Genomic DNA, 21,430 nt, shown 5'->3' on the forward strand with positions numbered 1-21,430 from the left:
GAGCAGGAGCATATAATCTCGAATGCTAATCACTATCATTATTTGATAATTCAACGCCAACAGGGAGTTCTACATGGCTGCGCGTTTTCCTTTGCAGGCGCTTGCGCTGGCAATTTCCACCTCATTCCTGCTCACCGCCTGCTCCGAAGGTGAGGAGCCAAAAGCCCCCGAGTCGACTGCTCCGGCAGCCGAAACTGCGCCCGCCGCGGACGCTCCCGTCGAGGCACCTGCTCAAGCTGCCAGCGTTGCGCCTGAAGCCGTAGTTGCTCACTACAGCGATTTGGCCTTAGCGGTATACGAAGATGCGCTGAGCACCGCCAAGGCGCTGAACGAGGCGACCGACGCGTTGATCGCCAACCCCAGCGAAGAAACCCTGGCGGCCGCCAAAGCAGCCTGGCTGCACGCGCGCGTACCCTATCAGCAGTCCGAGGTATTCCGTTTTGGTAATGCCGTTGTTGACGACTGGGAAGGCCAACTGAACGCATGGCCGCTGGACGAGGGGCTGATCGATTACGTCAAGACTGATGACTACCAGCATGCTCTGGGCAATGACGGTGCCAACGCCAATATCATCGCCAACACCGAGCTGACCGTTGGCGGCGAAACCATGGATCTGAGCGAGTTGACCCCTGAGTTGCTGGCCAGTCTGAACGAAGTGGGTGGTTCGGAAGCCAACGTCGCAACGGGCTATCACGCGGTTGAATTTCTGCTGTGGGGCCAAGACCTGCACGGTTTTGAAGCCGGCGCCGGTGAGCGTCAGGCTACCGACTACGCTGCTGGCGATGCCTGCACCAATGGCAACTGCGAGCGCCGCGGTGCTTACCTGGACGCCGTCACCGATCTGCTGGTCAATGACCTGCAGTGGATGGTCGAGCAGTGGAAGCCGGGTGTCGAGGGCAACTATCGTGCCGAGCTGACTGGTCAGGCGCCCTCTGCGGTCTACCAGAAAATGCTGTTTGGCATGGGCTCGCTGTCTTTGGGTGAGCTGGCTGGCGAGCGTATGAAGGTCGCACTCGAGGCCAACTCCTACGAGGACGAGCACGACTGCTTCAGCGACAATACCCACAACTCACACTACTACAACGCCCTGGGCATCCAGAATGTCTACACCGGCTCCTACAAGCGTGTAGACGGCACCGAGCTGAGCGGCGCGTCGCTGGCTGATCTGGTTGCCGACGCCAAACCGGAGCTGAACGAGGCCCTGTCTGCGCAGCTGGAGGCCAGCGTTGCGGCATTGGGTCACATGAAGCAGACCGCCGAGAAGGCAGAAAGCCCGGTGACCTTTGATATGATGATTGCCCCCGACAACACCGAGGGTGCCGAGATCATCAACAACGCCATCGCCGCGCTGGTTGAGCAGACCGGTTCTATCGAGCAGGTTGCTGCTGTGGTGGGTGTCGAGTCCCTTGAACCGGACGATGCTGGTCATCAGTTCTGATTTAGCGGCTTGAACCAAGGCGGCGGACAAGGCAATGGCCCTGTCCGCCGCTTTCGTTGAGCAGGATTGATCTTCGCTGGTACCAGTACCGCGCACAGTGATACAGGCTTTATGCTCTACAATAAATTCAGTGTTTCGACCGCGGTCCTCGCGGTCCTGTTTACTTCCACTTTCTGCCACGCCGCAGAGACTTCCTCCCCCCTGCAGGACACCCCGCTGACCGGCGGTGCCGGTAGCGTCGAGCAGCACGATCACAATGCTTACTCGCTGCCACAGGGTAATCTGCCGATGACGCGTAGACTGGACTTCAGCGTCGGCAACAGTTTTTTTCGTAACCCCTGGGTTGTTGCACCCTCCAGCACCGATGCCCGTGACGGCCTGGGCCCGCTGTTCAACACCAACTCTTGCCAGGGCTGTCACCTGAAGGACGGCCGCGGTCACGCCCCAGCCTCCATCGATACGCCCTCGGTTTCACTGTTCCTGCGGTTGTCTGTACCGGCAGACCCGGAGCGCGATGCGGACTTTTTGCGTGAACATGGACTGGTGCCGGCGCCGGTCTATGGCGGGCAGTTGCAAACCTCGGCCATTCCCGGCATGAAGCCCGAGGCCGACATGATCGTCGAGTGGGAAGCCATCACCCAGACCCTGGCTGACGGCACTGAGGTGGTCATGCGCAAGCCTGTCTACCGCATTGAAAACCCCAACTACGGCCCGCTGCCGGATGACCTGCTGACCTCGCCGCGTGTAGCCCCACCGATGATCGGCCTGGGTCTGCTTGAGGCCATCCCGGAAGACGTGCTGCTCGCCGCTGCCGACCCCGATGATGCCGATGGCGACGGCATTTCCGGTCGTGCCAACCAGGTCTGGGATCGCATGGCAGAGAAGACCGTACTTGGCCGTTTCGGCTGGAAGGCCGGACAGCCGAACGTGCTGCAACAAAGTATGGATGCCTTTGCCGGCGACATGGGGCTTACCTCCAGCGTCGCGCTGTCGACCGACTGTACCCCGCAGCAACAGTGTGAGCGTTTTCCGAATGGCGGCGTGCCGGAAGTCAGCGACAAGGTGGCCGGCTTTATCGAGTTTTACGCCACCAGTCTGGCGGTGCCCACGCGCCGCGATATGGATAGCCCCGAGGTGCAACGCGGCGCCGAGCTGTTCAATCAAATTGGCTGCGCTGCGTGCCACACGCCGACCTACACCACCGGTCAGCATGAGCGCAGCGACCTGAACGAGCAGGTGATCTGGCCCTACACTGATCTACTGCTGCACGACATGGGCCCAGGCCTGGCGGATGGGCGTGATGAGTTTCTGGCAGATGGTACCGAATGGCGCACTCCGCCGCTGTGGGGGCTGGGCCTGACCAAAACAGTCAATCCGCTGGCCGGCTTCCTGCACGACGGCCGCGCCGAAACCGTGGAGCACGCCATTTTGTGGCACGACGGCGAAGCCCGTGCAGCGGCTGATGAATATCGCCTGCTACCAGCCAACGAGCGCGAAGCCCTGCTGCGCTTCCTCAACTCTCTCTAACCGGGATGATCGTTCACATGAAGGCGAAAACCACCCTGCTCCGCCTGCCGCTGGTAACGGCACTGACGCTGGGTCTCAGCGCTCAGGCGCTAGCGGAAACACCGCGTGCTGCCTGGCATGCCCAGATAGGTCACGGTTATGAGCAACTGGCCAGCAACACTGCCTCCTTTGAGCAACTGACCAGTGAGTACTGCGCTGAACCGACTGACGCCGGCCTGCTGGCGGTACAGGAGCAATGGCTGGCGGCATTCAGCAGCTGGCAGGCTGTACGCTTTGTCGATTTTGGCCCGATTGAGCAAAACACCCGAGCGTGGAAGTTTCAGTTCTGGCCCGATCCGAAAAACCTGACTGCGGCCAAGGCGCGCTACTGGTTGGGTGGTGACAAGGCCATTGATGTTGATGCCCTGTCCCGTGACAGCGTGGCCATTCAGGGCTTTCCTGCAGCAGAGTATCTGCTGTTTGACCCGCAGATCACCGAGGGCGAGCGCGCCCTCCCGGCAGAGCGCACCTGCACCCTGCTCACCGCCATCAGCGGCAACCTGAAACACAATGCCGCAGGGCTGAATGCGGACTGGGGCCAGCTGCAATCTCGCTACCTGGAAGTGGCTGACTACAACAACGGCACCCTGACCTCCGCCATGCACGCACTGGAGATCATGGCCGATTGGCGCCTGGCTGCACCGCTGGGCGTGCGTGGCACCGGTAAGCCCAACCCGTATCTGGCAGATGCCTGGCGCAGCGAGCAGTCGCTGGTGACCCTGCGGGCATCGTTACAGGGCTTGGCCGATTACTTCGTGCCGGGCCTCAATCTGCTGATGGCTGAGAACGACGCACCTGAACTGGCTGAACAGTTCAGCAGCCAGCTAAACAAAACCCTCGCACACTTCGACAGTCTGCCAACCGATATCACCCCCCTGCTGGAAACCGAAGAAGGCATCGCCAGTCTGACGGCGCTGTTGGAGGATGTCCGGGCGACTGGCGCCGTACTGACAGGCCCAATTGCCAGCAAGCTGGCCATTGTCCGAGGCTTCAACTCCAGTGATGGAGACTGATTGATGCTCAATCGTCGTGGGTTTATCAAGGCATCGCTGACGGGTGCCTCGATCACGGCGGTAACCGCCTGCAGTCAGCGCCTGCTCACGCCCGCCGCACCCGCACTGGCGCTGGTCAGCGCGGTGGACGACGCCAAGGGTCAACACTACATCAGCGGCGTGGATAGCTGCGGGCAGAAGCGCTTTCAGATCCCGGTCGCCGAGCGGTGCCATGGTGGCTGCCCGCAGCCATATGGTGATCATGTCGTGGTGTTCGCCCGTCGACCCGGGCGGCAGATGCACGTGATCAATACCCGCAGCGGCCAGCTTGAGCGCAGCGTGCATGCCGGTGACGGCTACCACTACTACGGCCACGGTGTTTATAGCCCGGATGCCCGTTTGCTGTACGTGACCATGAACAACTACCAGACCTCAGCTGGCCTGGTACGGGTGTACGATGCCTTTGACGGTTACCGTCAGGTGGCGGACTTCGATCTGGCTGGCATCGGCCCGCATGAGCTGCGGCTGCATCCGGACGGCAACACGCTGGTCGTGGCCCTCGGCGGCATTGAGACACACCCTGACTACGACCGTATCAAGCTCAACCTGGACCGTATGGAACCGGCGCTGATACTGATGGACCGGCACAGCGGAGAGATCACTGCGCGTTACTCGCCCTCTCACCCCCAGCTAAGTTGTCGTCATCTGGATGTCAGTCCGGATGGGGTGGTTATCGCCGGCTACCAATACGAGGGTCCGGAGTGGGAAACGCCTCCCTTAATCGCCAGGCTGGACACCGCGACCGGTGAGTTCTCGGAGCCTGAGTTGCCGCTTGAAGAATTGGCGGGCCTGCGCAATTACACTGCCAGTATCGCTATCAGCCGCCATAGCCCGCTGGCCGTGATCACTGCTCCACTGGGTAATCGGGCCATTATCATCAACTATCGCACTGGCGAGCTGGTGCAGCGCATCGCTGTGCAAGACGTTGCCGGCGCCCTGCCCTACGGTGAGCGCGGTTTTGTGGTGACGTCTGGTCTGGGGGGCGTGTTTCTCCTGTCGGCTGACAGTGATCAGGCCGTGCCGCATGGCAGCTACCCGGTGCGTTGGGATAACCACCTGACACCAGGCCAGTTCGGTGTCGCCTGAGCGCAGTCGTCAGCCTCCTAGGGAAGCACTGATCAATGACACACGCGCTCTGCGAGAGCTCAAGCGTGCAGATGCAAGGCGCGATGTGCAGCCAATAGTGGTTCTATTGGCAAGCAGCACAACGCAGCAGGTGCATGCTTGAGCTCTCGCCCTGCGGGGCGTTCAGTCTGGGCCGCATCCGGCTGGGCCGTACTCTACGTTGTGATTTCTCGACAGGTCCAGACATGCCTGCGAAACCACGCCTTGCTTGCAGCCCAGACTGAGCGCCAGAGGGCATGCGGAATTGATCAGTGCTTCCCTAGAGGCTGGCGACCATCTTCTCGATGCACTGACGAGAGGTATCTGGCAGGTTGGTGAAGTGCATCCCCGTCCAGTACTGCTGACCATTCAAGCTTTGGCGGTTCCACAGGGTTTCGGCATCCAGCAGAAATTCGTGCACGCCGTTCAGGCGCATTGGCAGGTTGACTTGCAGTGCGAAGGAACGAAACAGATCTACCGGCTGGTCGCTCAGCAACATGAGCCCTTCCACATGCAGATCCACCACGCGTCCAAGGTGATCTCCGGTATCTAAATCAAAGACTTCCAGGCTGTTGCTCACGTAATGTCGCTCCAATCTTCTGCGTTCTGTCATGGCATGCTCGTTGTATCGGTAGGCGGCCTGAGGCTGTCACTGCACCTGGGCTTGGGCTGAGTCGCGCGGTGGCGGCGCCACATCATCAGCGCGTCCCTGAACATCAGTGTGCGCCATATGGGTAGTGGCGAAAAGCTATGCTATGCAGCATTTTGTATAACCAATCCACATTTCTTGCAGCGCCCACGTCCTGAGATCAAGCGAAATGTGAACTGCTTCATCTGACCGCGGGTTCGGGGTATGGTGCTGTCATAACACGCGACCAAAGAGGATGCCTTTTTATGCGTTTCAACAAATTTTCACTGCTGCTGATCGGTTGCGCGCTGGCGCAGCTGGTCTCTGCCCACGAATTTGAAGCAGGTGAGCTGCACATCGATCACCCCTGGTCACGGGCACTGCCGCCGGTGGCGCCAACCGGGGCCGCGTACCTGAGCATCAGCAACCATGGCGACAGCGCCGATACGCTGCTCGGCGCGCAGACCGCGGTGGCCGGCAAAGTGGAGATCCATGAGCATGTGCAGGCCGACGGCATGATGAAGATGCAGCGCGTCGAGTCGCTGACCATTGAACCGGGCGCCACGGTGACCTTTGCGCCTGGCAGCTACCATCTGATGCTGTTCCAGCTGAAGCAGCCGCTGGCCGCTGGCGATAGCTATCCAATGACCCTGCAGTTTGCCAACGCTGGCGAGGTGGAGGTGCAGGTCAAGGTGCAAGCTGAAGATGAGGTGTCAGGGGCTGCAGATAACGGACACCAGCATCACTGAGGCCGGTCACCACGGTCCAGCAGATGAAAGCGCGGCAGGGCCAGGTGCCAGCGGATGGCCGCCAGGCGGATAGCCAGCACCACCGCCATGCAAAGCCCTGCCGCGATGTCTTCCTGAACGGGCAGCTGGCTCAGCCCGAGATAACACAGGGAGCCGACAATGCAGGCGGTGGCGTAGATTTCCCTGTGGAAAATCAGCGGGATTTCATTGCAGATGATGTCGCGCATGACGCCGCCGGCAACCCCGGTCATCACGCCCATGATGACTGCCGCACTGACCGGCACCTGGTGAGCTAGCGCCACCTGGGTGCCTATCACCGTAAACACCGCCAGGCCAAAGGCGTCGGCCACCAGCAACCCGAGTTCGTTGATCGGCCGCGTCAGACGTACCCAGCACACTGTACCCAGGGCCGCCAGGGTGGCAACCAGAATATACATATCGTTGCCAATCCAGCTGACCGGATGGTTGCCAAGGATCACATCTCGCAGGGTTCCGCCACCCAATGCGGTGACAATGGCGATGACCAGCACGCCGAACAGGTCCATGGCCTTGCGCCCAGCCATCAAGGCGCCGGTTATGGCAAACACCGCCACGCCAAACAGGTCAAACGCGTAGAACCAGCTCATGCCGAGGACTCCCCAGGCTGGGCCGCGATCAGTCCTCGCGGGTTGGACTGCGCATGGTGACAAACTCTTCGGCAGCGGTCGGATGGATGCCCAGGGTGGCATCAAATACCGCCTTGGTCGCGCCTGCCTTGACCGCCACGGCCAACCCCTGGACGATCTCGCCAGCCTCCGGGCCGACCATATGCACGCCGAGCACCTTATCGCTCTGCTGATCAACAATCAGCTTCATGAAACTCTGCTCTCCCCGCCCGGCCAGCGTGTTGCGCATGGCGCGGAAGCGGCTCTCGAAGATTTTCAGCTTGTGGCCTTTCTTGCGCGCGGCTTCCTCGCTCAGCCCCAGGGTGGCGATGTTGGGAATGCAGAATACCGCGGTCGGAATGTCGTCATAGTCGACTGGACGGTACTCCTCACGCTTGTACAGCCAACGCGCCAGCGCCATCCCCTCCGCCAGTGCCACCGGGGTAAGCTCGACGGTATCGGTTACATCGCCGATGGCATAGATGGAGGGTTCGCTGGTCTGATAGTGCGTGTCCACCTCGATGTTGCCCTTGGCATCCAGCGCCACGGCGGTGTTTTCCAGCCCCAACCCGTCTACATGCGGTCGCCGCCCGGTGGCATAGAGCACCAGATCGGTTTCCAGCTGTTCACCATTGTCGAGGTAGACCTGAAAACTGCCGTCGCTATTGCGCCCGATTTGTGAGACGTCGCTGTTGAAGCGTAGATCAAGCCCCTTGGCGCGCAGTACCTGGGCCATGTGTTCGCGTACGCCCTGATCAAAACCGCGCAGGAACAGATCACCGCGATACAGCTGTGTAGTGTCGCAGCCCAGGCCGTGGAAAATGCCGGCAAATTCGATGGCGATGTAGCCGCCACCGACCACCAATACCCGCTTGGGCAGCTGTTCCAGAAAGAACGCCTCATTCGAGCTGATGACGTGCTCGCTACCGGGAAACTCTGGAACGAACGGCCACCCACCGGTAGCGATCAAAATACGCTCGCTGCGATAGCGCTGCCCGTTTACCTCAACCTCATGCGGGCCAACAATGCGCGCTCGGCCCTCCAGCAATTGCACGCCAGCTGAGGTAAGCAGGTTGTGGTAGATGCCATTCAGACGACTGATTTCGGCGTTTTTGTTGGCAACCAGACGTGGCCAATCGAAGCCTTCGGTATTGAGGTTCCAGCCATAACCGGCGGCATCTTCAATGTCTTCGGCAAAGTGCGCAGCATAGGCCAACAGCTTTTTGGGCACACAGCCAACATTGACGCAGGTCCCCCCCAGGTAACGGTCTTCGGCCACGGCGACCCGCGCGCCGAACCCGGCTGCCATGCGGCTGGCACGCACACCACCGGAACCGGCGCCAATGACGAACAGATCAAAATCGTATTGAGACATGCTGGGGTTTCCTGCGACGCTTGATAAGATAGGGAAGCACTGATTAATTCCGTATGCCCTCTGGCGTTCAGGTTGGGCTGCAATCAAGACGTGGTTTCGACGGCATGTCGGGACCTGTCGAGAAATCACAACGCAGAGTGCGGCCCAACCTGAACGCCCCGTAGGGCGAGGGCGTGTGGAATTAGTCAGCGCTTCCCTAGCATACCGAATCAGATTACCTCGCGCAGCACAGGCTGAGCCACAGGTGCACCTTGTCGGCCCACGCCGATATGCCGGAAACCCAACTCCAGCATGGTCTGCGGGTCGTATTGATTGCGGCCATCGATCAGTAGCGGTGTACGCATGCGCTGGGCCATGAGCCGAAAATCCGGCTGGCGAAACTGCTTCCACTCGGTCAACAGAACAAGCGCCTGGGCATCATTGAGAGCGGCGTAGGGATCATGGAACAGCTGTAGCTGACCGGCGCTGACAGCGCTGGCGTAGTGACGCGCAATGTTGGCCCCGGCTACCGGGTCAAAGGCTTGAACATGGGCGCCGCCGGCCAGTAGCGCATCAAGCAGGGTCAGGCTGGGCGCGTCACGGATATCGTCGGTACCCGGTTTGAAGGCTAGCCCCCAGATGGCCAGGGTGCGTCCCTTGAGGTTGCCAAGCTCGCGCTGCAACATGCGTAATGGCCAGCCTTTTTGCTGCTGGTTGCGGGCCTCGACGGCTTGCAGGATCGGCATCGACGCACCCTGCTCTGTCGCCAAGTGCATGAGTGCGCGAATGTCTTTGGGGAAGCAGGAGCCGCCATAGCCGCAACCGGCGTAGATAAAATGATGGCCAATGCGCTGGTCTGCACCAATGCCCTTGCGTACCTCCTCTACATCTACCCCCAACTGCTCACACAGGCTGGCGACTTCATTGATGAAGGAAATGCGCGTGGCAAGAAAGGTATTGGCCGCGTACTTGGTCATCTCGGCCGCGCGACGCCCCATGCACAGAATCCGATCATGATTGCGCACAAAAGGCTCGTACAGCGCGCGCATCACTCGCTCGGCGTCGGCATCATCGGTACCCAGCACTACCCGATCCGGACGCATGAAATCATCAATCGCGGCGCCTTCTTTGAGAAACTCGGGGTTACTGACCACCCGATGCCGCCAGGCCACCTGGCGACGCTGACAATGGTGATCCAGAACGCTCTGCACCCGGCATGCAGTGCCTACCGGCGCGGTGGACTTGCAAACCACTATGGTCGGCTGTTCAAGAGTACGCCCAAGCTCGGAGGCGACGGCCAGTATCTGAGAAATATCGGCGCTGCCGTCGGCGGCTGAGGGCGTTCCTACGGCGATAAAGACCACTTCGGCTCGACTGCAGGCCGCAGCCGTATCTGTGCTGAACGACAGCCGGCCGGCACGCTGATTGGTGGTAATCAACGCTTCTATACCCGGCTCGAATATAGGCGCTTCCCCCCGTTGCAGGGCCTTTATTCGCTGCGTACTGGTATCGACGCACGATACTCGGTTGCCCATCTCGGCAAAGCAGGTTGCCGTTACCAGTCCAACGTAGCCACAGCCAGTTACCGTGATCTGCATGGTCGCACTCCTTCGTTGCTATGCAGTGATTGCGCCACGGCCTGGTGACACCGACGTTAAGTGCACATGAAGCCTTGATGACCGATGATAATGATTTGCATTATTGAGTTAATATCGTAGAGTGAGCGCTTTTTGCGTACTTACCCCATGCAACCGCATTCCAACGAACAACTGGCTCGCGTAGAGCAAGTGCTTAGCTACATTCACGGCAACCTGCAGGAGCCTCTGACGGTCGTCTCGCTGGCGGCCCGTAGCCGCTGGTCACGCTGGCAGTTACAACGCACCTTTGCCTCGGCTACCGGTTTCAGTGTGGCCAGCTATGTGCGACGGTTGAGACTTGGCCGCGCTGCCGAGCTGCTGTTGTGTACGGATCAGCGGCAGCTGGATATTGCGCTGAGCTGCGGCTTTGACAATGAAGTCAGCTTCAATCGCTGCTTTCGTCAGCTCTTTGGTTGCGCACCCGGTGTCTATCGACGCCGCGGTCAGCGCAGCAATTTGCTGGTTTCCACTAACCCTGCGCGCTTGCGTCCGCCTCCGGGGGCTCTGGGAAAAGGCAGCTTTCATATCCGTATCGAGACACTGCCGTCGTTTTTCGTGGCCGGGGTCAGTGACGCTGTTTGCGGTCTGGATTCGCCACAACCGGACTTCGCCACCCGCGTACCGGCCATCTGGCGACGTCTTGATCAGCATCTGCGTGCACGAGGCCTGAGCCCGGGCGGTGTCCAGCTCGGTGTGTTGGTGGTAGCAGACGCCGGTGGACCTGAGCACAGCTTCCCGTACTGGGCTGCACTGCCGGCTGACAGCGTGCCCGAGCACGCGGCACTACCCTCTATGCAAGTGCCTGCTCAAACCTACGCAGTGTTGCCGCACTTTGGTCCAATCGAGGGACTGGCAGCGCTGCTGCAATGGTTTATCAACTGCTGGCTGCCCCAGTCCGGTTATCGCGGCTTATCCGGCCATGACCTGGAGCGCTATGACGCGCGCTATGTGCCAGGCAGCGCACACAGTTATATGGAGTACTGGGTGCCTATCGAATCCTGTGCAGATGCTCCAAATGGTTAAGTGACAGCGCGGCGCGCGCAGTAAAGTAGAATCTTTCTCATTTGTGATTCTGGAGCCACCATGCCTTACCGCCCGCATCATCGCCACTGCGCACTTGCTGCTGCCATCATGTCCGTACTTGCCAGCTCAAGCCTGCATGCGCAGCAGCAGGACGGCGAGACGCTCGACAGCCTTACCGTCTACGGCAGCACCTACCGCAATACCGCCACCAAGACACGCCTGACGCCCCAGGAAACACCCCAGGGGATTAGCGTCATCGACGAGCAGACACTGCTGGAGCGCAATGCAGACAGCGTTGCCACAGCCCTGCGTTACGCCAGCGGCGTCAACACGCAGCTGCGCGGCGGCGCCGTCAACCGGGTGGATCTGTTCAGTATTCGTGGCTTTATCAACTATCAGAATTTCTACGACGGTCTGCAGCTGATTTTTAACGACTGGAACCTGCAGCCCCAGATCGACATGCAGGCTGTGCAGCAGGTTGAAGTCTTCAAAGGGCCAACCTCGACACTCTACGGCGCCATGCCGCCGGGCGGTATGGTCAACCTGATCAGCAAGAAGCCCACAACCGAGCGGTACAACAGCGTTGAGCTGACGGCGGGCACCAATGATCTGCGTGAGCTGAGCTTCGACTCCTCTGGCCAGTTGGGTGACAGCAACCTGAGCTACCGGGTAACGGGGCTTGGCAGCAGCAGCGACGGTCAGGCCGAAACCTCCGAGAACGAGCGCCTGATGCTGGCACCCAGCCTCGATTGGCAGGTCAGCGACAGCACGCTGGTCAACCTCAATCTCTACTACCAGAAAGACCCGGATATGGGGATTTACACGACCCTGCCGGCGGCTGGCCTGTTCCAGCCCAACGTCAACGGCAAGCTCGATCCGGATGCGTTCAGTGGCGACGAGAACTGGAACACCTACGAGCGTGAAGTGCTGATGGCCGGCTACAAGATTCAGCATGACTTCAATGACAGCTGGCAGTTTTTGCACAACGCCCGCTTTCAGCACGGTGACGCCTATCAGCGCAATACCTACGGTACGACGCTGGAGGCTGATCAGCGCACCTACAACCGCCGTGCTTACCTGACGGACGAAACCAGCGAAGGTTTTACCATCGATAACCAGCTCTCAGGTCTGGTGCAAACCGGGGCCATTGAACACAACCTGCTGGTTGGTGTGGATTACCTGCAGTTCGAGAGCGATATCGGCTACGAAGACGCTGCGGCGCCCTCCATCGACCTGTACAACCCGGACCACAGCCAGATCAGCTCGGGCTTGCTCGACTTTGCCGCCTCCGGCTACAGCAGTGATTTCACAATCGAAAAACGCCAGACCGGGGTGTATCTGCAAGATCAGATGCGTATCGGCCAGTGGGTACTGATCGCAGGCGGTCGCCATGACCGCTATGAGGCCAAGGAATACGGTGTGAAGTACGGTGCGGCGGTCGATAACGACCTGAAACAGAGCAATACGTCCTGGCGCGCCGGCGCCTTGTACCTGTTCGATAACGGCCTGGCGCCCTTCGTCAGCTATGCGGAGAGCTTTGAGCCAGTGGCCGGCAGCGACCGCCTGGGCCGCACGTACGAGCCCTCCACTGCCGAGCAGTGGGAGGCCGGCCTCAAGTTCAATCCCGATGGAGGACGAACCCATGGTGCGGTAACCGCCTATCGCATCCTCAAGGACAATGTGCTCACACGCGACCCTAATGGCACCGCCTATGACCAGATTCAGGCGGGGCAGGTTCGCTCGCAAGGGGTGGAGCTGGAGGCCAGTAGCCGTCTGACAGACAGCCTCAGCGTGGACTTAAGCTATACCCTTCAAGACGTGGAAGTGACACGCGACAACAGCGGCCTGCAAAGCAAGACGCCGATCTGGGTTCCCGAGCAGATGGCATCTTTGTGGCTGACCTACGACATTTACGCAGGTGTGTTGAACGGCCTGAGCGTCAACGGTGGTGTGCGCTACCTGGGTGAGGCAGAGGTGGATGCACTGAACAGCGATGCGGTGCCGGACGTCACCCTGGTGGATCTGGGAATGAGCTACGACCTGGGCGTCGCAGCGCAGAACCTGGCAGGGGCAACACTGCGCATGTCCGTGAGCAACCTGTTCGATGAACGCTATTACAGCTGCTACGACACGCTCAATTGCTGGTTTGGTGCCGAGCGTACCCTGCAGACCAGCGTGCGCTACGACTTTTGATATCCATAGCCCTGGAATAGGTATTCCGGACACCTCTATGCGAGCATGACGTTGCTCGCTACAATCGGCTGCAGGTCATTTCCCTGCAGCCGATCATGACAGGCATGATGCCGGAAAAATCGCACTGGATTGTGCAGCTCAACTACAAAAACCGCACGGGCTCGTTTGCCCTGCTGTTCGCGGCCATCGCCATTTACCTGAGTGCAATCGATACCGGTTGGCTGCTCTGGGCTGCGCTTTTCCTGCAGTTTCTGATTTATCCGCACGTGATGCACCTGCGCGCCGCGCGCTCCAATCGCCCCCTTCTCACCGAGCTGAACAGTTTACTGCTTGATGGCCTGCTGTTTGGTATCTGGATTGGTCTGCTCGGCTTTCCGCTGTGGATCAGTTACACCATGGTGATCGGCGTGACCATCAACCTGATGGTTTTTCGCGGCCCCGTGGGGTTCTTTCAGGCCGCCCTGGCGCTGGCACTCGGCGTGCTCATTGTTTATCTGACAGGTGGTGCTCACCTGACATCCCATCACAGCTGGGTGGCGGACCTGCTCTGCATGCTTGGCTTAACCTTTTATCTGATGATGGTTGGCAACGTGGCGTTTTCACGCAACCTGCGCATTCGTGAGACACGCGAGCAGCTACGCACTAGTGAAAGTGCGCTGCAAGCTGCCAATCATGCGCTGCAGCAGCAGTTGACCGAAATCAACCTGTTGCAACAACAACTCCGTGATCAGGCAGATCGCGACCCCTTGACCGGCGCCTACAATCGCCGCTATTTCGACGTCAGCATTGCCAGGGACTTGGCCTACTGCGCTCGCCACCAGCAGCCACTGGCGCTGATTTTGATTGATATTGACCATTTCAAGGCGGTGAACGACCAGTACGGCCACCAGGCAGGTGATCTGGTGCTAACGGCCCTGGCCGATCTGCTGTGTCTGCACTCAAGAGCCAGCGACCTGGTGTGCCGCTTCGGTGGAGAGGAGTTTCTGGTGGCCCTGCCTAACACTGATCTGGCTACCGCAGCACAGCGGGCCGAACAGTACCGCTGCGCCCTGGCTGCCATTCGGCTGGATTGGCAAGGTACTCAGTTGAGTGCCTCCATCTCCCTTGGCGTAGCCGGCTTTCCCGATCACGGCCAAGACATCGAAGGGCTACTGCGCAGCGCGGACCTGGCGCTTTATCACGCCAAGCACCAAGGGCGTAACAGGGTGGAGCTGTTTGCGGCTAGCTGATAGCGACACCGAGCCAGATGTGCACAAAAATCAGGCCCAACATGATCAGCGCCCCCACCCAGATAAGCGCCACACCAACACGCCCTTCCACTTTGCCCCAGCCAATGCAGATCAACAGCAGACTGGCGGTAAAAAAACCAATGGTTATCCAGAAAACATCGCCTTGCATGTAGCACTCCTCGGTATTGTGCTTACGTCAGGATAGGCGATCTTGAGCGGTAACGGGGTAGAACCTGGCAGCGTTCCCTTCGGCCGCACTAGTCGTCGGCACTGTACCAACCAACGCAGACCAACAACGTGCCAACCCGCTGTATCGCTGTGACCTTGGTTTCGATCCGCTGGGTGACTGGATTACGCCATTGGTAGCTGAATTCCCCGCTCTCGCGCCCCTCTATGTATTCAAGCAAGCGCTCGCCAAGAGGGGCGCCTGCGTGATCCCGCAGAGTGTCGAAACGGGTGCCGAGCAACGCCGGAGTAACACCATGGCCTACAAACCGGCGAGTCTCGGTATCTACCACAAAAGGATAGATGTCATCCTGGTAGAACTGGCTGTCCAGCCCGTTGATTTGCGCCAGTGTGCGATGTGGATCCTCTGCAAGCGCGTTGGAGGCCCGCTTTAGCATGTTTAACGCGGTTTCCTTGTCAGCCCGTGGTAGGTAGTAACCAACCGCGATAATGTGGCCGTTCACCGGTTGATAAAAAGCCTGTTTGCGCTCGACCCGACCCTGTTGCCAGTTGATCCAGCGGTACTCGCTCTGCTGCACTCCCTGCTGCCGGGGAGCCTGAAGGATGGATTCAAAGCCGGAGCGCAGATGGTCATCCAGCAACGGCGCAATATCGCGTCCAATCAGGCTACGCGATGGCCCGCCGCTGGCCACCATGACGCCGCTACGATCGACAACAAAAACATACAGATCCTGCTCGGTGAAGCGCCCTACCCGGCTGAATGCCGCGAAACTGCGCTCACCCTCCTGCTGATAGTAGGTGACCGCGCGTTCCAGTAAAGCGCGGGCGCGAACTTGCTGATCGTCAGTACTGGAAAAAGCAAAGCTGCTGAACAGAGCGCACAGCAGCCAGAGTCCGGTGGTCATTGTTGTTTTCATGGCGACTCACATGGCTGGGGATTGACCATTGCACACTAAAATTCCGGTGCGCCGCTCGCCTCGTCCGAACGGACGTCAACGCTTGAGAAAGCTGCCGATAGCTTCACGAAACACGGGTTTGGCCGCGCAGCGCAAAAAACTTGCCCGCTCGGCGTCCAACTGGTCGCTCAGGCTGCGTTGCGGCGCGGCAGAGAATAGCTCACAGGTGGCCCTCACCAGGTCGGGATTGCGACCGCACAGCAGTTGCTGCCAATGACGGGCCTCATTCTCCAGCTGAGCGGCCGGCACGAGTCGGTTGACTAGCCCCCACGCCAGCGCCGTTGGTGCGTCCAGGCTGTGGCCTAGGAGCGCCATTTCCAGCGCGCGCGCCCGGCCGATACGCTGTACCAGCGACCAGGACAACCCCAAATCCGGTGTGGTCTCGATGTCGCTGTAGGCATACACAAAGCGCGCCCGGTCGCTTGCCAGCACCAGATCAGCACCGGCCAACAGACTCAGCCCTGCACCCGCCGCCACCCCCTGCACCACCGCCAATGTTACCCAAGGCGCCTGCTGCCACAGGCGCAGACAGGCGTGCATAGGCTCGATAATGGCGGAAGCCGCGCCGGTTGGGTCCGCATATAGCGCCTGCAAATCGCCACCGGCGACAAAAGCACGCCCCGCGCCGCGTAGCACCAATAAGCTAACCTGTTGCTCAGCCTGCAATAGCTCGGTCGCAGCCAGGCACTCACTAGCCATCACGGCGGTTAGCGCGTTGAGGCTGTCGGGGTTGTTGAAGGTCAAGGTGGCGCAGGTGCCGTCCAGCTTCAGAGTGAGCTGGCGGCCGGAAAACAGCGTGGTCATTGATAAACGTCCGGGAGTAACTGACGCTACCACCCGACGGGAGGCAGCCAGGAGGGATGGGATTCCGCCACGGAGGCGGAGCCCGGAGGTTTGTTAGCGTGCGTCCACCGTGGTGAACTCGCGGCGTTCCTTGTGCAGGGCAGGCACATCAGCCTCGTCCATAAAGAACTGTTGATACCACTCACGCAGCTGGTAAATCGGGCCATCGCCTTCGGCCAGAACAGGCATGTCGACGCGACGCTTGTGCGCCCAGATATCCACATCCTGGTAGAAGGAGGTGCGGTTCTGCTGTACGTAGTCCAACGCCAGTTGCTGGTTCTGCTCCTCGGTCCAGCCCGGGATCTTTTTCACGAGGACGCCAAAACGCAGCTCAAACTGATTGGGGCCAATCGGCACATGGCAGTTGAGCAGAATGCTCTCTACCAGCAGGCCATCGTATTCAGCGCGCATGCGGGTAAAGTGAGTAGACGGGCCGTAGTACGCGGAGTCTGCGACCAAGTCACCGCCCAGTCGCTCGGAGTCCCCCATGAACACCTGAGTGCCAATGTGTTTTTCAAAACTGTTGAAGAAATACTTGGTCGGCGCCCCGTGCACAGGGCCAAAGTGCTGGGCATCGACTAGATTATCGACCAGCTCACGCGGGTTGGTATCGATAATCATCAAATCCATGTGCCAGTCGTGATCCCACTCGTCGCTATCGCTCTCCGGAAAGTAAGGAATTTCCACCCCCTCGGCGGGTGGCTTGCCTTCCGGATTGTTCCAGACAAACAGCAGGTGGTTTACCTCGCAGGTCAGCCATTTGCGCGTTTTGGCCTTTGGCGGAATGCGCTTGCAGTAGGGGATCTCAGCACAGCGGCCACTAGCATCAAACTCCCAATGGTGGAACGGGCAGACCACACGGCCATTGACCAGCTCGCCCTGGGAGAGGTCTGCGCCCATGTGCGGGCAGTAGGCATCCAGCACACTGATCTCGCCTTCGGCATTGGCGAACGCCAGCAGTCGGGTGCCAAATACGTTCAGGGTGTGCAGTTCGCCGTCGCGGTACTGCTTGGCTTCGCCCACGCAGTGCCAGCCTCGTGCATAGCGGTGTTCTGCTGCCTCAACGGCAGGTTTGATATCGATTAGCTGATTCATCAGTTGGTCCTCACTGAGCATTGTTGTCTTTGTTCACCACGGCTTGGTTCCGCCCACGTGAATACGCCCGCAAAGCGCAGCGGCCTGAACCTGTCGGAGAAAAACCCCATCCGATGCAAGGTATCTTCAAGCCAGCAGGCGGGTGCTTCATCCTTCACTTGGACTAGATTGCTGCCGCAAGCACCTCAGATGCGGTTGAATTGGTCGATACCCTGCTCCTCGGCAAAGGGCTGGGCGTGTACGGTGCGCTTTTGCCAGCGCCCAGCTTCATCCTGCTGGACCAGCCAGAGCATCACGGCCGCCGGCAAGCTCGGCGGCGCCGAGCCAACCCCAAGGGCAGCGATCCCGGCGGCACCGATGGTGGCCTGCAGCGCCTCGGTGGTGACCACGCCAGGGTTGAGGGTGTAGGCACGTACGCCCTGCCCGCCTAACTCGGCCTTAATGACACCAGACAGCCGCGACACGGCCGCTTTTCCTGCGCCATAGGCATAACCCCAACCGCCCTGCGCCGCCGCCACAGGTGGATTGCTCTCCCCGGCGCCAGAGCTGACATTAATGACCACCCCGCTGCCGCGCTCGGCCATGTGCGCAGCCAGCACCCGGGTTAGCAATAGCGGGGAAATCAGATAAGCCTGTGCCACCCGCTGCAGGGTCTCTACCTGCAGCTGCATCAGTGACACATTGAGATCGCTGCCCTGATAAACAGCATTGTTGACCAGAACGTCGACGCGGCCAGCCTGTGCCAATGCCTCGGTGGCCGCTGCCGCGGCGGAGTCGCCATCCAGCAGGTCCATGGGCACACACCAGACCTGTCGGCCCAGTTGACGCACTTGCGCAGCCACCTCGTCGAGGCTGCCCGGCAAGGGGTTGCCCTGGTTGTCCAGCAGCTGATGTGTATTGTCCCGGCTGGCCCCGTGCAGTCGCCCGGCCAGCACCAGATCAAACCCGGCCTGGGCAAACGCCAGCGCCGTTGCTCGACCGATGCCACGGCTGGCACCGGTCACCATTGCTACTTGAGTCATCGCTACTCCACCCTGTTGTGACTACCCCATGGTGGTGTGAGCAATAAGCAAACTCATCGTTGCTTTGGACTAGCCGGTGTCGATTAGTGAGTGCGCAGGGATCGCAGCTCAGGACGGGGTGTTAGCGCTGGCTTGGCCGCCAGCGGCATGACCTTGCCCTTGCCCAGCGAGACCACACTGTTGAGCATTACCCGCACCAGTTCGGCTTGGCGCCGTACACCGGTCTTCGAGAAGATCGCGCGCAGGTGGGCGCGGGCGGTGTTGCGCATGATGCCAAGATTTTCGGCAGCTTCCTCCAACGATAGGCCGTTCGCCAATTCCAGAGCCAGCGCGGTTTCCGCCGGGGTGAAGTTGAACAGTTCCTTGGTCACCCGGTTGTCGGCCTGCGACCGACCGACTGAATCGCGGATGTACATGATGACGGTCGGGCGGCCCTTGCCTTCGGCCCAGTCCGAGACCGGCAGTGCTTCGACCACCACGCCCAGACTGACCTCGCCGGACGGCCGCGCAATTGACAGCGCCTCTCGGCCCTCACCGGGTAGCTCGCCAGACTGCTGCTCCAGCGTGTCACGGATCAGCTTGTGAAGCTCACGGTTATCGCTCGGGTAGCTGGCCTCCAGTCGCGTGCCGACCAGCTTGATGCCATCGGCCTGCGCGAGCATCTGCCGCGCGACGTCGTTGAGCTGCAATACACAGCCGGTTTCATCCAATACCAGGGTGGCAACCGACAAGCGGTTGATGGCCTCGGCGTAGACCGAGCCTAGTGACTCGCTGCGCCCCAGCAGGTTGTGAACATGGAGAGAGCGGCGCAAATGCGGCAACAACCGGTTGCACATAGCCTTGTCGCTGGGGTTGAAGGCCGGCTGGTTATGACTACGTGTGATGCGAATACGCAGCAGCCCGTCTTCCGGGGTAGTAATGTCAGCCCCGAGAATATGATAAACGTCGTTATTCTTCGCGTAATCGGTGTAATAGGCGTTAGCTTCCCACTCGCTTTGACTCATCACGTCATCGATGGTGAAGCTGGCGTCGGCTGGCATATGGGAGAAGGGGCTATCGTTGTGGAAGTAGTCGAAATAGCGTACGGTGCCGCTACCCTCGACCTCCCCAGCTACCAGCATCAGGGCGATATTTTCGACGCCCGGGATACGCAGAATCAGGGTGGCGTAGTTGGCGCTGAAAAGACGGCGCAACTGCTCCACCGCTTCGTACAGACGCTGGGCGTCCAGTGCGCCATCGTGGATGCAACTGATCAGATGATCATAGTGATCAAGGCTCAGGTTAATGCCTTGCAACTCAATGACGTCAGATGCTGTTGTAATTGTATTCATGACTGTGCGACCTCGGCTGTTCGGCTGCTCATTGGCAGTCCGGTATTGTTTTTGTTGCGACTTACAGCTGTCTGAGTCAGCTCGCACAGGCCTCCCTACTCGTGCGACAAACTGTCTCAATTTACGGCAGTTTTCAGGTACTGAAAACCAGGCTGAACTGCCAATTTCTGTGTCATCTATGACGCTTTGTTACCGTCTTTTGGATTCTCCTCGGACGAGGGCTCATCGGCCTGCTGGCTAAGAGAGACCACACTGTTGAGCATTAAGCGCACGAGCTCAGTCTGGCGGCGCACCCCGGTTTTCGAGAAGATAGCTCGCAGGTGCGCCCGTGCGGTGTTGCGGCGAATACCCAGCGAGTTGGCCGCCTCCTCCAGCGACAGTCCATTGGCCAGCTCCATGGCCAGCGCCGACTCAGAGGGGGTAAAACCAAACACCTGGCGTGTCATGGCGGCGCTGAGCATTGAGCGCCCCACCGCGTCTCGCACATACACCACCACGTGCGGCTGGTCCTGGGCGTCCTCCCACTCATGATCAGGTACTGGCTCGATCAGCAGGCCGAGACTCACCTGGCCTGATGGCCTAGCCACCGACAGCGCCTCAGCCAGTGCGGTCTGCTCGCGTTCGCTGCTCAGGGCACTACGCAATGCCTGGTACAACCTGCGGTTGTCGCCGGGATAACTTGCCTCCAGACGGCCACCAACGATCTTTAGGCCGTCGGCAGCTCGCAGCATGTCGCGTGCTGTCTGGTTCGCCTCGACAATGCAGCCATTGGCATCAAGTACCAGGGTGGCAATCGCTAGCCGGCCAATGGCTTGAGAGTACAGCGCGTTAAGCGACTCTTTGTGGCCAATCAGACTGTGGATGTGCAGGGCTCGGGTCATATGGGGAATCAGCGAGCTGCACAGCAGTTTTTCTGCCCGGCTGAAATCATTGGTGCCCTTGGGCCGGGTAATGCGAAAACGAAACACGCCGCCGGCCGGCACCACCAGATCAACGCCCATGACGTGATACACCTGCTGCGGTACACAATGGCGCTGGTAGTAGTCGGAGGCTTCCCAGCTGGCGTAGCTCATCAGATCGGTGACCGTGAACACCCGGTTGGTTGGGCAGTTCACAAAGGGAGTCTGCGAATGCGGGTAGGCGATATAACTGAAGCTGCCCTCGCCTTCGATATCTCCGCTGACCACCATCAGCCCCTGCTCACTATCTTGCGGAGCACGGATAATCAGGGTTACGTAATTGGCCCGGAACAGCTCGCGCACATGACTGAGGTATCGGCTCCAGCTGTGGTCATCAATGGCTGCGTCATACAGCTCACCCAGCAGCGAGTCATAGACCGGCGCCTGGGCCGCCAGCAGCTTGTCGACATCGGGCGTCATC

General features: G+C 59.9%; 19 protein-coding genes. 8 read left to right on the top strand and 11 right to left on the bottom strand.

The genetic code is table 11. The features are described from left to right. Positions 1-73 precede the first annotated feature (73 nt). The 4 genes from HV822_RS17605 to HV822_RS17620 all read left to right on the top strand — a co-directional run bounded on the left by HV822_RS17605 (position 74) and on the right by HV822_RS17620 (position 5,142). The gene (locus HV822_RS17605; protein ID WP_238871556.1) at positions 74-1,438 is read left to right on the top strand and encodes an imelysin family protein; all 1,365 of its coding nucleotides are present in this window, start codon (positions 74-76) and stop codon (positions 1,436-1,438) included. A gap of 111 nt (positions 1,439-1,549) precedes the next feature. After that, complete coding sequence (locus tag HV822_RS17610; RefSeq protein WP_238871557.1) at positions 1,550-2,965, top strand: di-heme oxidoreductase family protein; 1,416 nt, start codon at positions 1,550-1,552, stop codon at positions 2,963-2,965. 17 nt (positions 2,966-2,982) lie between these two features. Further along, positions 2,983-4,017 (top strand): imelysin family protein, encoded by a 1,035-nt coding sequence (locus HV822_RS17615; RefSeq protein WP_238871558.1) that lies wholly within the window; start codon positions 2,983-2,985, stop codon positions 4,015-4,017. 3 nt (positions 4,018-4,020) lie between these two features. Further along, the gene (locus HV822_RS17620; RefSeq protein ID WP_238871559.1) at positions 4,021-5,142 is read left to right on the top strand and encodes a DUF1513 domain-containing protein; all 1,122 of its coding nucleotides are present in this window, start codon (positions 4,021-4,023) and stop codon (positions 5,140-5,142) included. 298 nt (positions 5,143-5,440) lie between these two features. On the opposite strand, the gene HV822_RS17625 is transcribed toward HV822_RS17620, so the two are convergent. Then, a complete protein-coding gene (locus HV822_RS17625) occupies positions 5,441-5,740 on the bottom strand; it encodes a PilZ domain-containing protein (RefSeq protein ID WP_238871560.1) in 300 nt (99 codons plus the stop codon). Positions 5,741-6,054: 314 nt separating this feature from the next. Here HV822_RS17625 and HV822_RS17630 point away from each other — a divergent pair, with 314 nt between their 5' ends. Further along, complete coding sequence (locus HV822_RS17630) at positions 6,055-6,537, top strand: copper chaperone PCu(A)C (protein ID WP_238871561.1); 483 nt, start codon at positions 6,055-6,057, stop codon at positions 6,535-6,537. Here HV822_RS17630 and HV822_RS17635 read toward each other — a convergent pair. The 3 genes from HV822_RS17635 to HV822_RS17645 all read right to left on the bottom strand — a co-directional run bounded on the left by HV822_RS17635 (position 6,531) and on the right by HV822_RS17645 (position 10,133). Next, on the bottom strand, positions 6,531-7,163 hold the full coding sequence (locus HV822_RS17635; protein ID WP_238871562.1) for a trimeric intracellular cation channel family protein: 633 nt from the start codon (positions 7,161-7,163) through the stop codon (positions 6,531-6,533). The two genes, HV822_RS17630 and HV822_RS17635, sit on opposite strands and share 7 nt — an antisense overlap. Positions 7,164-7,191: 28 nt before the next feature. After that, complete coding sequence (gene gorA / locus HV822_RS17640) at positions 7,192-8,556, bottom strand: glutathione-disulfide reductase (RefSeq protein ID WP_238871563.1); 1,365 nt, start codon at positions 8,554-8,556, stop codon at positions 7,192-7,194. A 209-nt stretch (positions 8,557-8,765) separates the two neighbouring features. Continuing rightward, on the bottom strand, positions 8,766-10,133 hold the full coding sequence (locus tag HV822_RS17645; protein ID WP_238871564.1) for a UDP-glucose dehydrogenase family protein: 1,368 nt from the start codon (positions 10,131-10,133) through the stop codon (positions 8,766-8,768). A 147-nt stretch (positions 10,134-10,280) separates the two neighbouring features. Between HV822_RS17645 and HV822_RS17650 the strand changes: the two genes are divergently transcribed. The 3 genes from HV822_RS17650 to HV822_RS17660 all read left to right on the top strand — a co-directional run bounded on the left by HV822_RS17650 (position 10,281) and on the right by HV822_RS17660 (position 14,617). Next, a complete protein-coding gene (locus HV822_RS17650) occupies positions 10,281-11,195 on the top strand; it encodes an AraC family transcriptional regulator (protein WP_238871565.1) in 915 nt (304 codons plus the stop codon). Positions 11,196-11,255: 60 nt separating this feature from the next. Next, positions 11,256-13,388 carry a TonB-dependent siderophore receptor gene (locus HV822_RS17655; RefSeq protein WP_238871566.1) on the top strand — a complete coding sequence of 711 codons (2,133 nt, stop codon included), beginning with the start codon at positions 11,256-11,258 and terminating at the stop codon, positions 13,386-13,388. A 95-nt stretch (positions 13,389-13,483) separates the two neighbouring features. Further along, positions 13,484-14,617 (top strand): sensor domain-containing diguanylate cyclase, encoded by a 1,134-nt coding sequence (locus tag HV822_RS17660; protein WP_238871567.1) that lies wholly within the window; start codon positions 13,484-13,486, stop codon positions 14,615-14,617. On the opposite strand, the gene HV822_RS17665 is transcribed toward HV822_RS17660, so the two are convergent. The 7 genes from HV822_RS17665 to HV822_RS17695 all read right to left on the bottom strand — a co-directional run bounded on the left by HV822_RS17665 (position 14,610) and on the right by HV822_RS17695 (position 21,429). Continuing rightward, entirely contained in the window at positions 14,610-14,786 is a 177-nt protein-coding gene (locus tag HV822_RS17665; RefSeq protein WP_238871568.1) for a hypothetical protein, read from the bottom strand. The genes HV822_RS17660 and HV822_RS17665 overlap by 8 nt on opposite strands. 88 nt (positions 14,787-14,874) lie before the next feature. After that, on the bottom strand, positions 14,875-15,720 hold the full coding sequence (locus HV822_RS17670) for a cache domain-containing protein (RefSeq protein ID WP_238871569.1): 846 nt from the start codon (positions 15,718-15,720) through the stop codon (positions 14,875-14,877). A 75-nt stretch (positions 15,721-15,795) separates the two neighbouring features. Then, on the bottom strand, positions 15,796-16,563 hold the full coding sequence (locus HV822_RS17675) for an enoyl-CoA hydratase/isomerase family protein (protein WP_238871570.1): 768 nt from the start codon (positions 16,561-16,563) through the stop codon (positions 15,796-15,798). 93 nt (positions 16,564-16,656) lie between these two features. Beyond that, positions 16,657-17,697 (bottom strand): Rieske 2Fe-2S domain-containing protein, encoded by a 1,041-nt coding sequence (locus HV822_RS17680; protein WP_238871571.1) that lies wholly within the window; start codon positions 17,695-17,697, stop codon positions 16,657-16,659. Positions 17,698-17,882: 185 nt separating this feature from the next. Next, the gene (locus HV822_RS17685; protein ID WP_238871572.1) at positions 17,883-18,719 is read right to left on the bottom strand and encodes an SDR family NAD(P)-dependent oxidoreductase; all 837 of its coding nucleotides are present in this window, start codon (positions 18,717-18,719) and stop codon (positions 17,883-17,885) included. An 83-nt stretch (positions 18,720-18,802) separates the two neighbouring features. Next, complete coding sequence (locus HV822_RS17690; protein ID WP_238871573.1) at positions 18,803-20,050, bottom strand: helix-turn-helix transcriptional regulator; 1,248 nt, start codon at positions 20,048-20,050, stop codon at positions 18,803-18,805. Positions 20,051-20,226: 176 nt separating this feature from the next. After that, entirely contained in the window at positions 20,227-21,429 is a 1,203-nt protein-coding gene (locus tag HV822_RS17695; RefSeq protein ID WP_238871574.1) for a helix-turn-helix transcriptional regulator, read from the bottom strand. Position 21,430: the final 1 nt, after the last annotated feature.

This window comes from Halopseudomonas maritima, assembly GCF_021545785.1.
GTDB lineage: Bacteria > Pseudomonadota > Gammaproteobacteria > Pseudomonadales > Pseudomonadaceae > Halopseudomonas > Halopseudomonas maritima.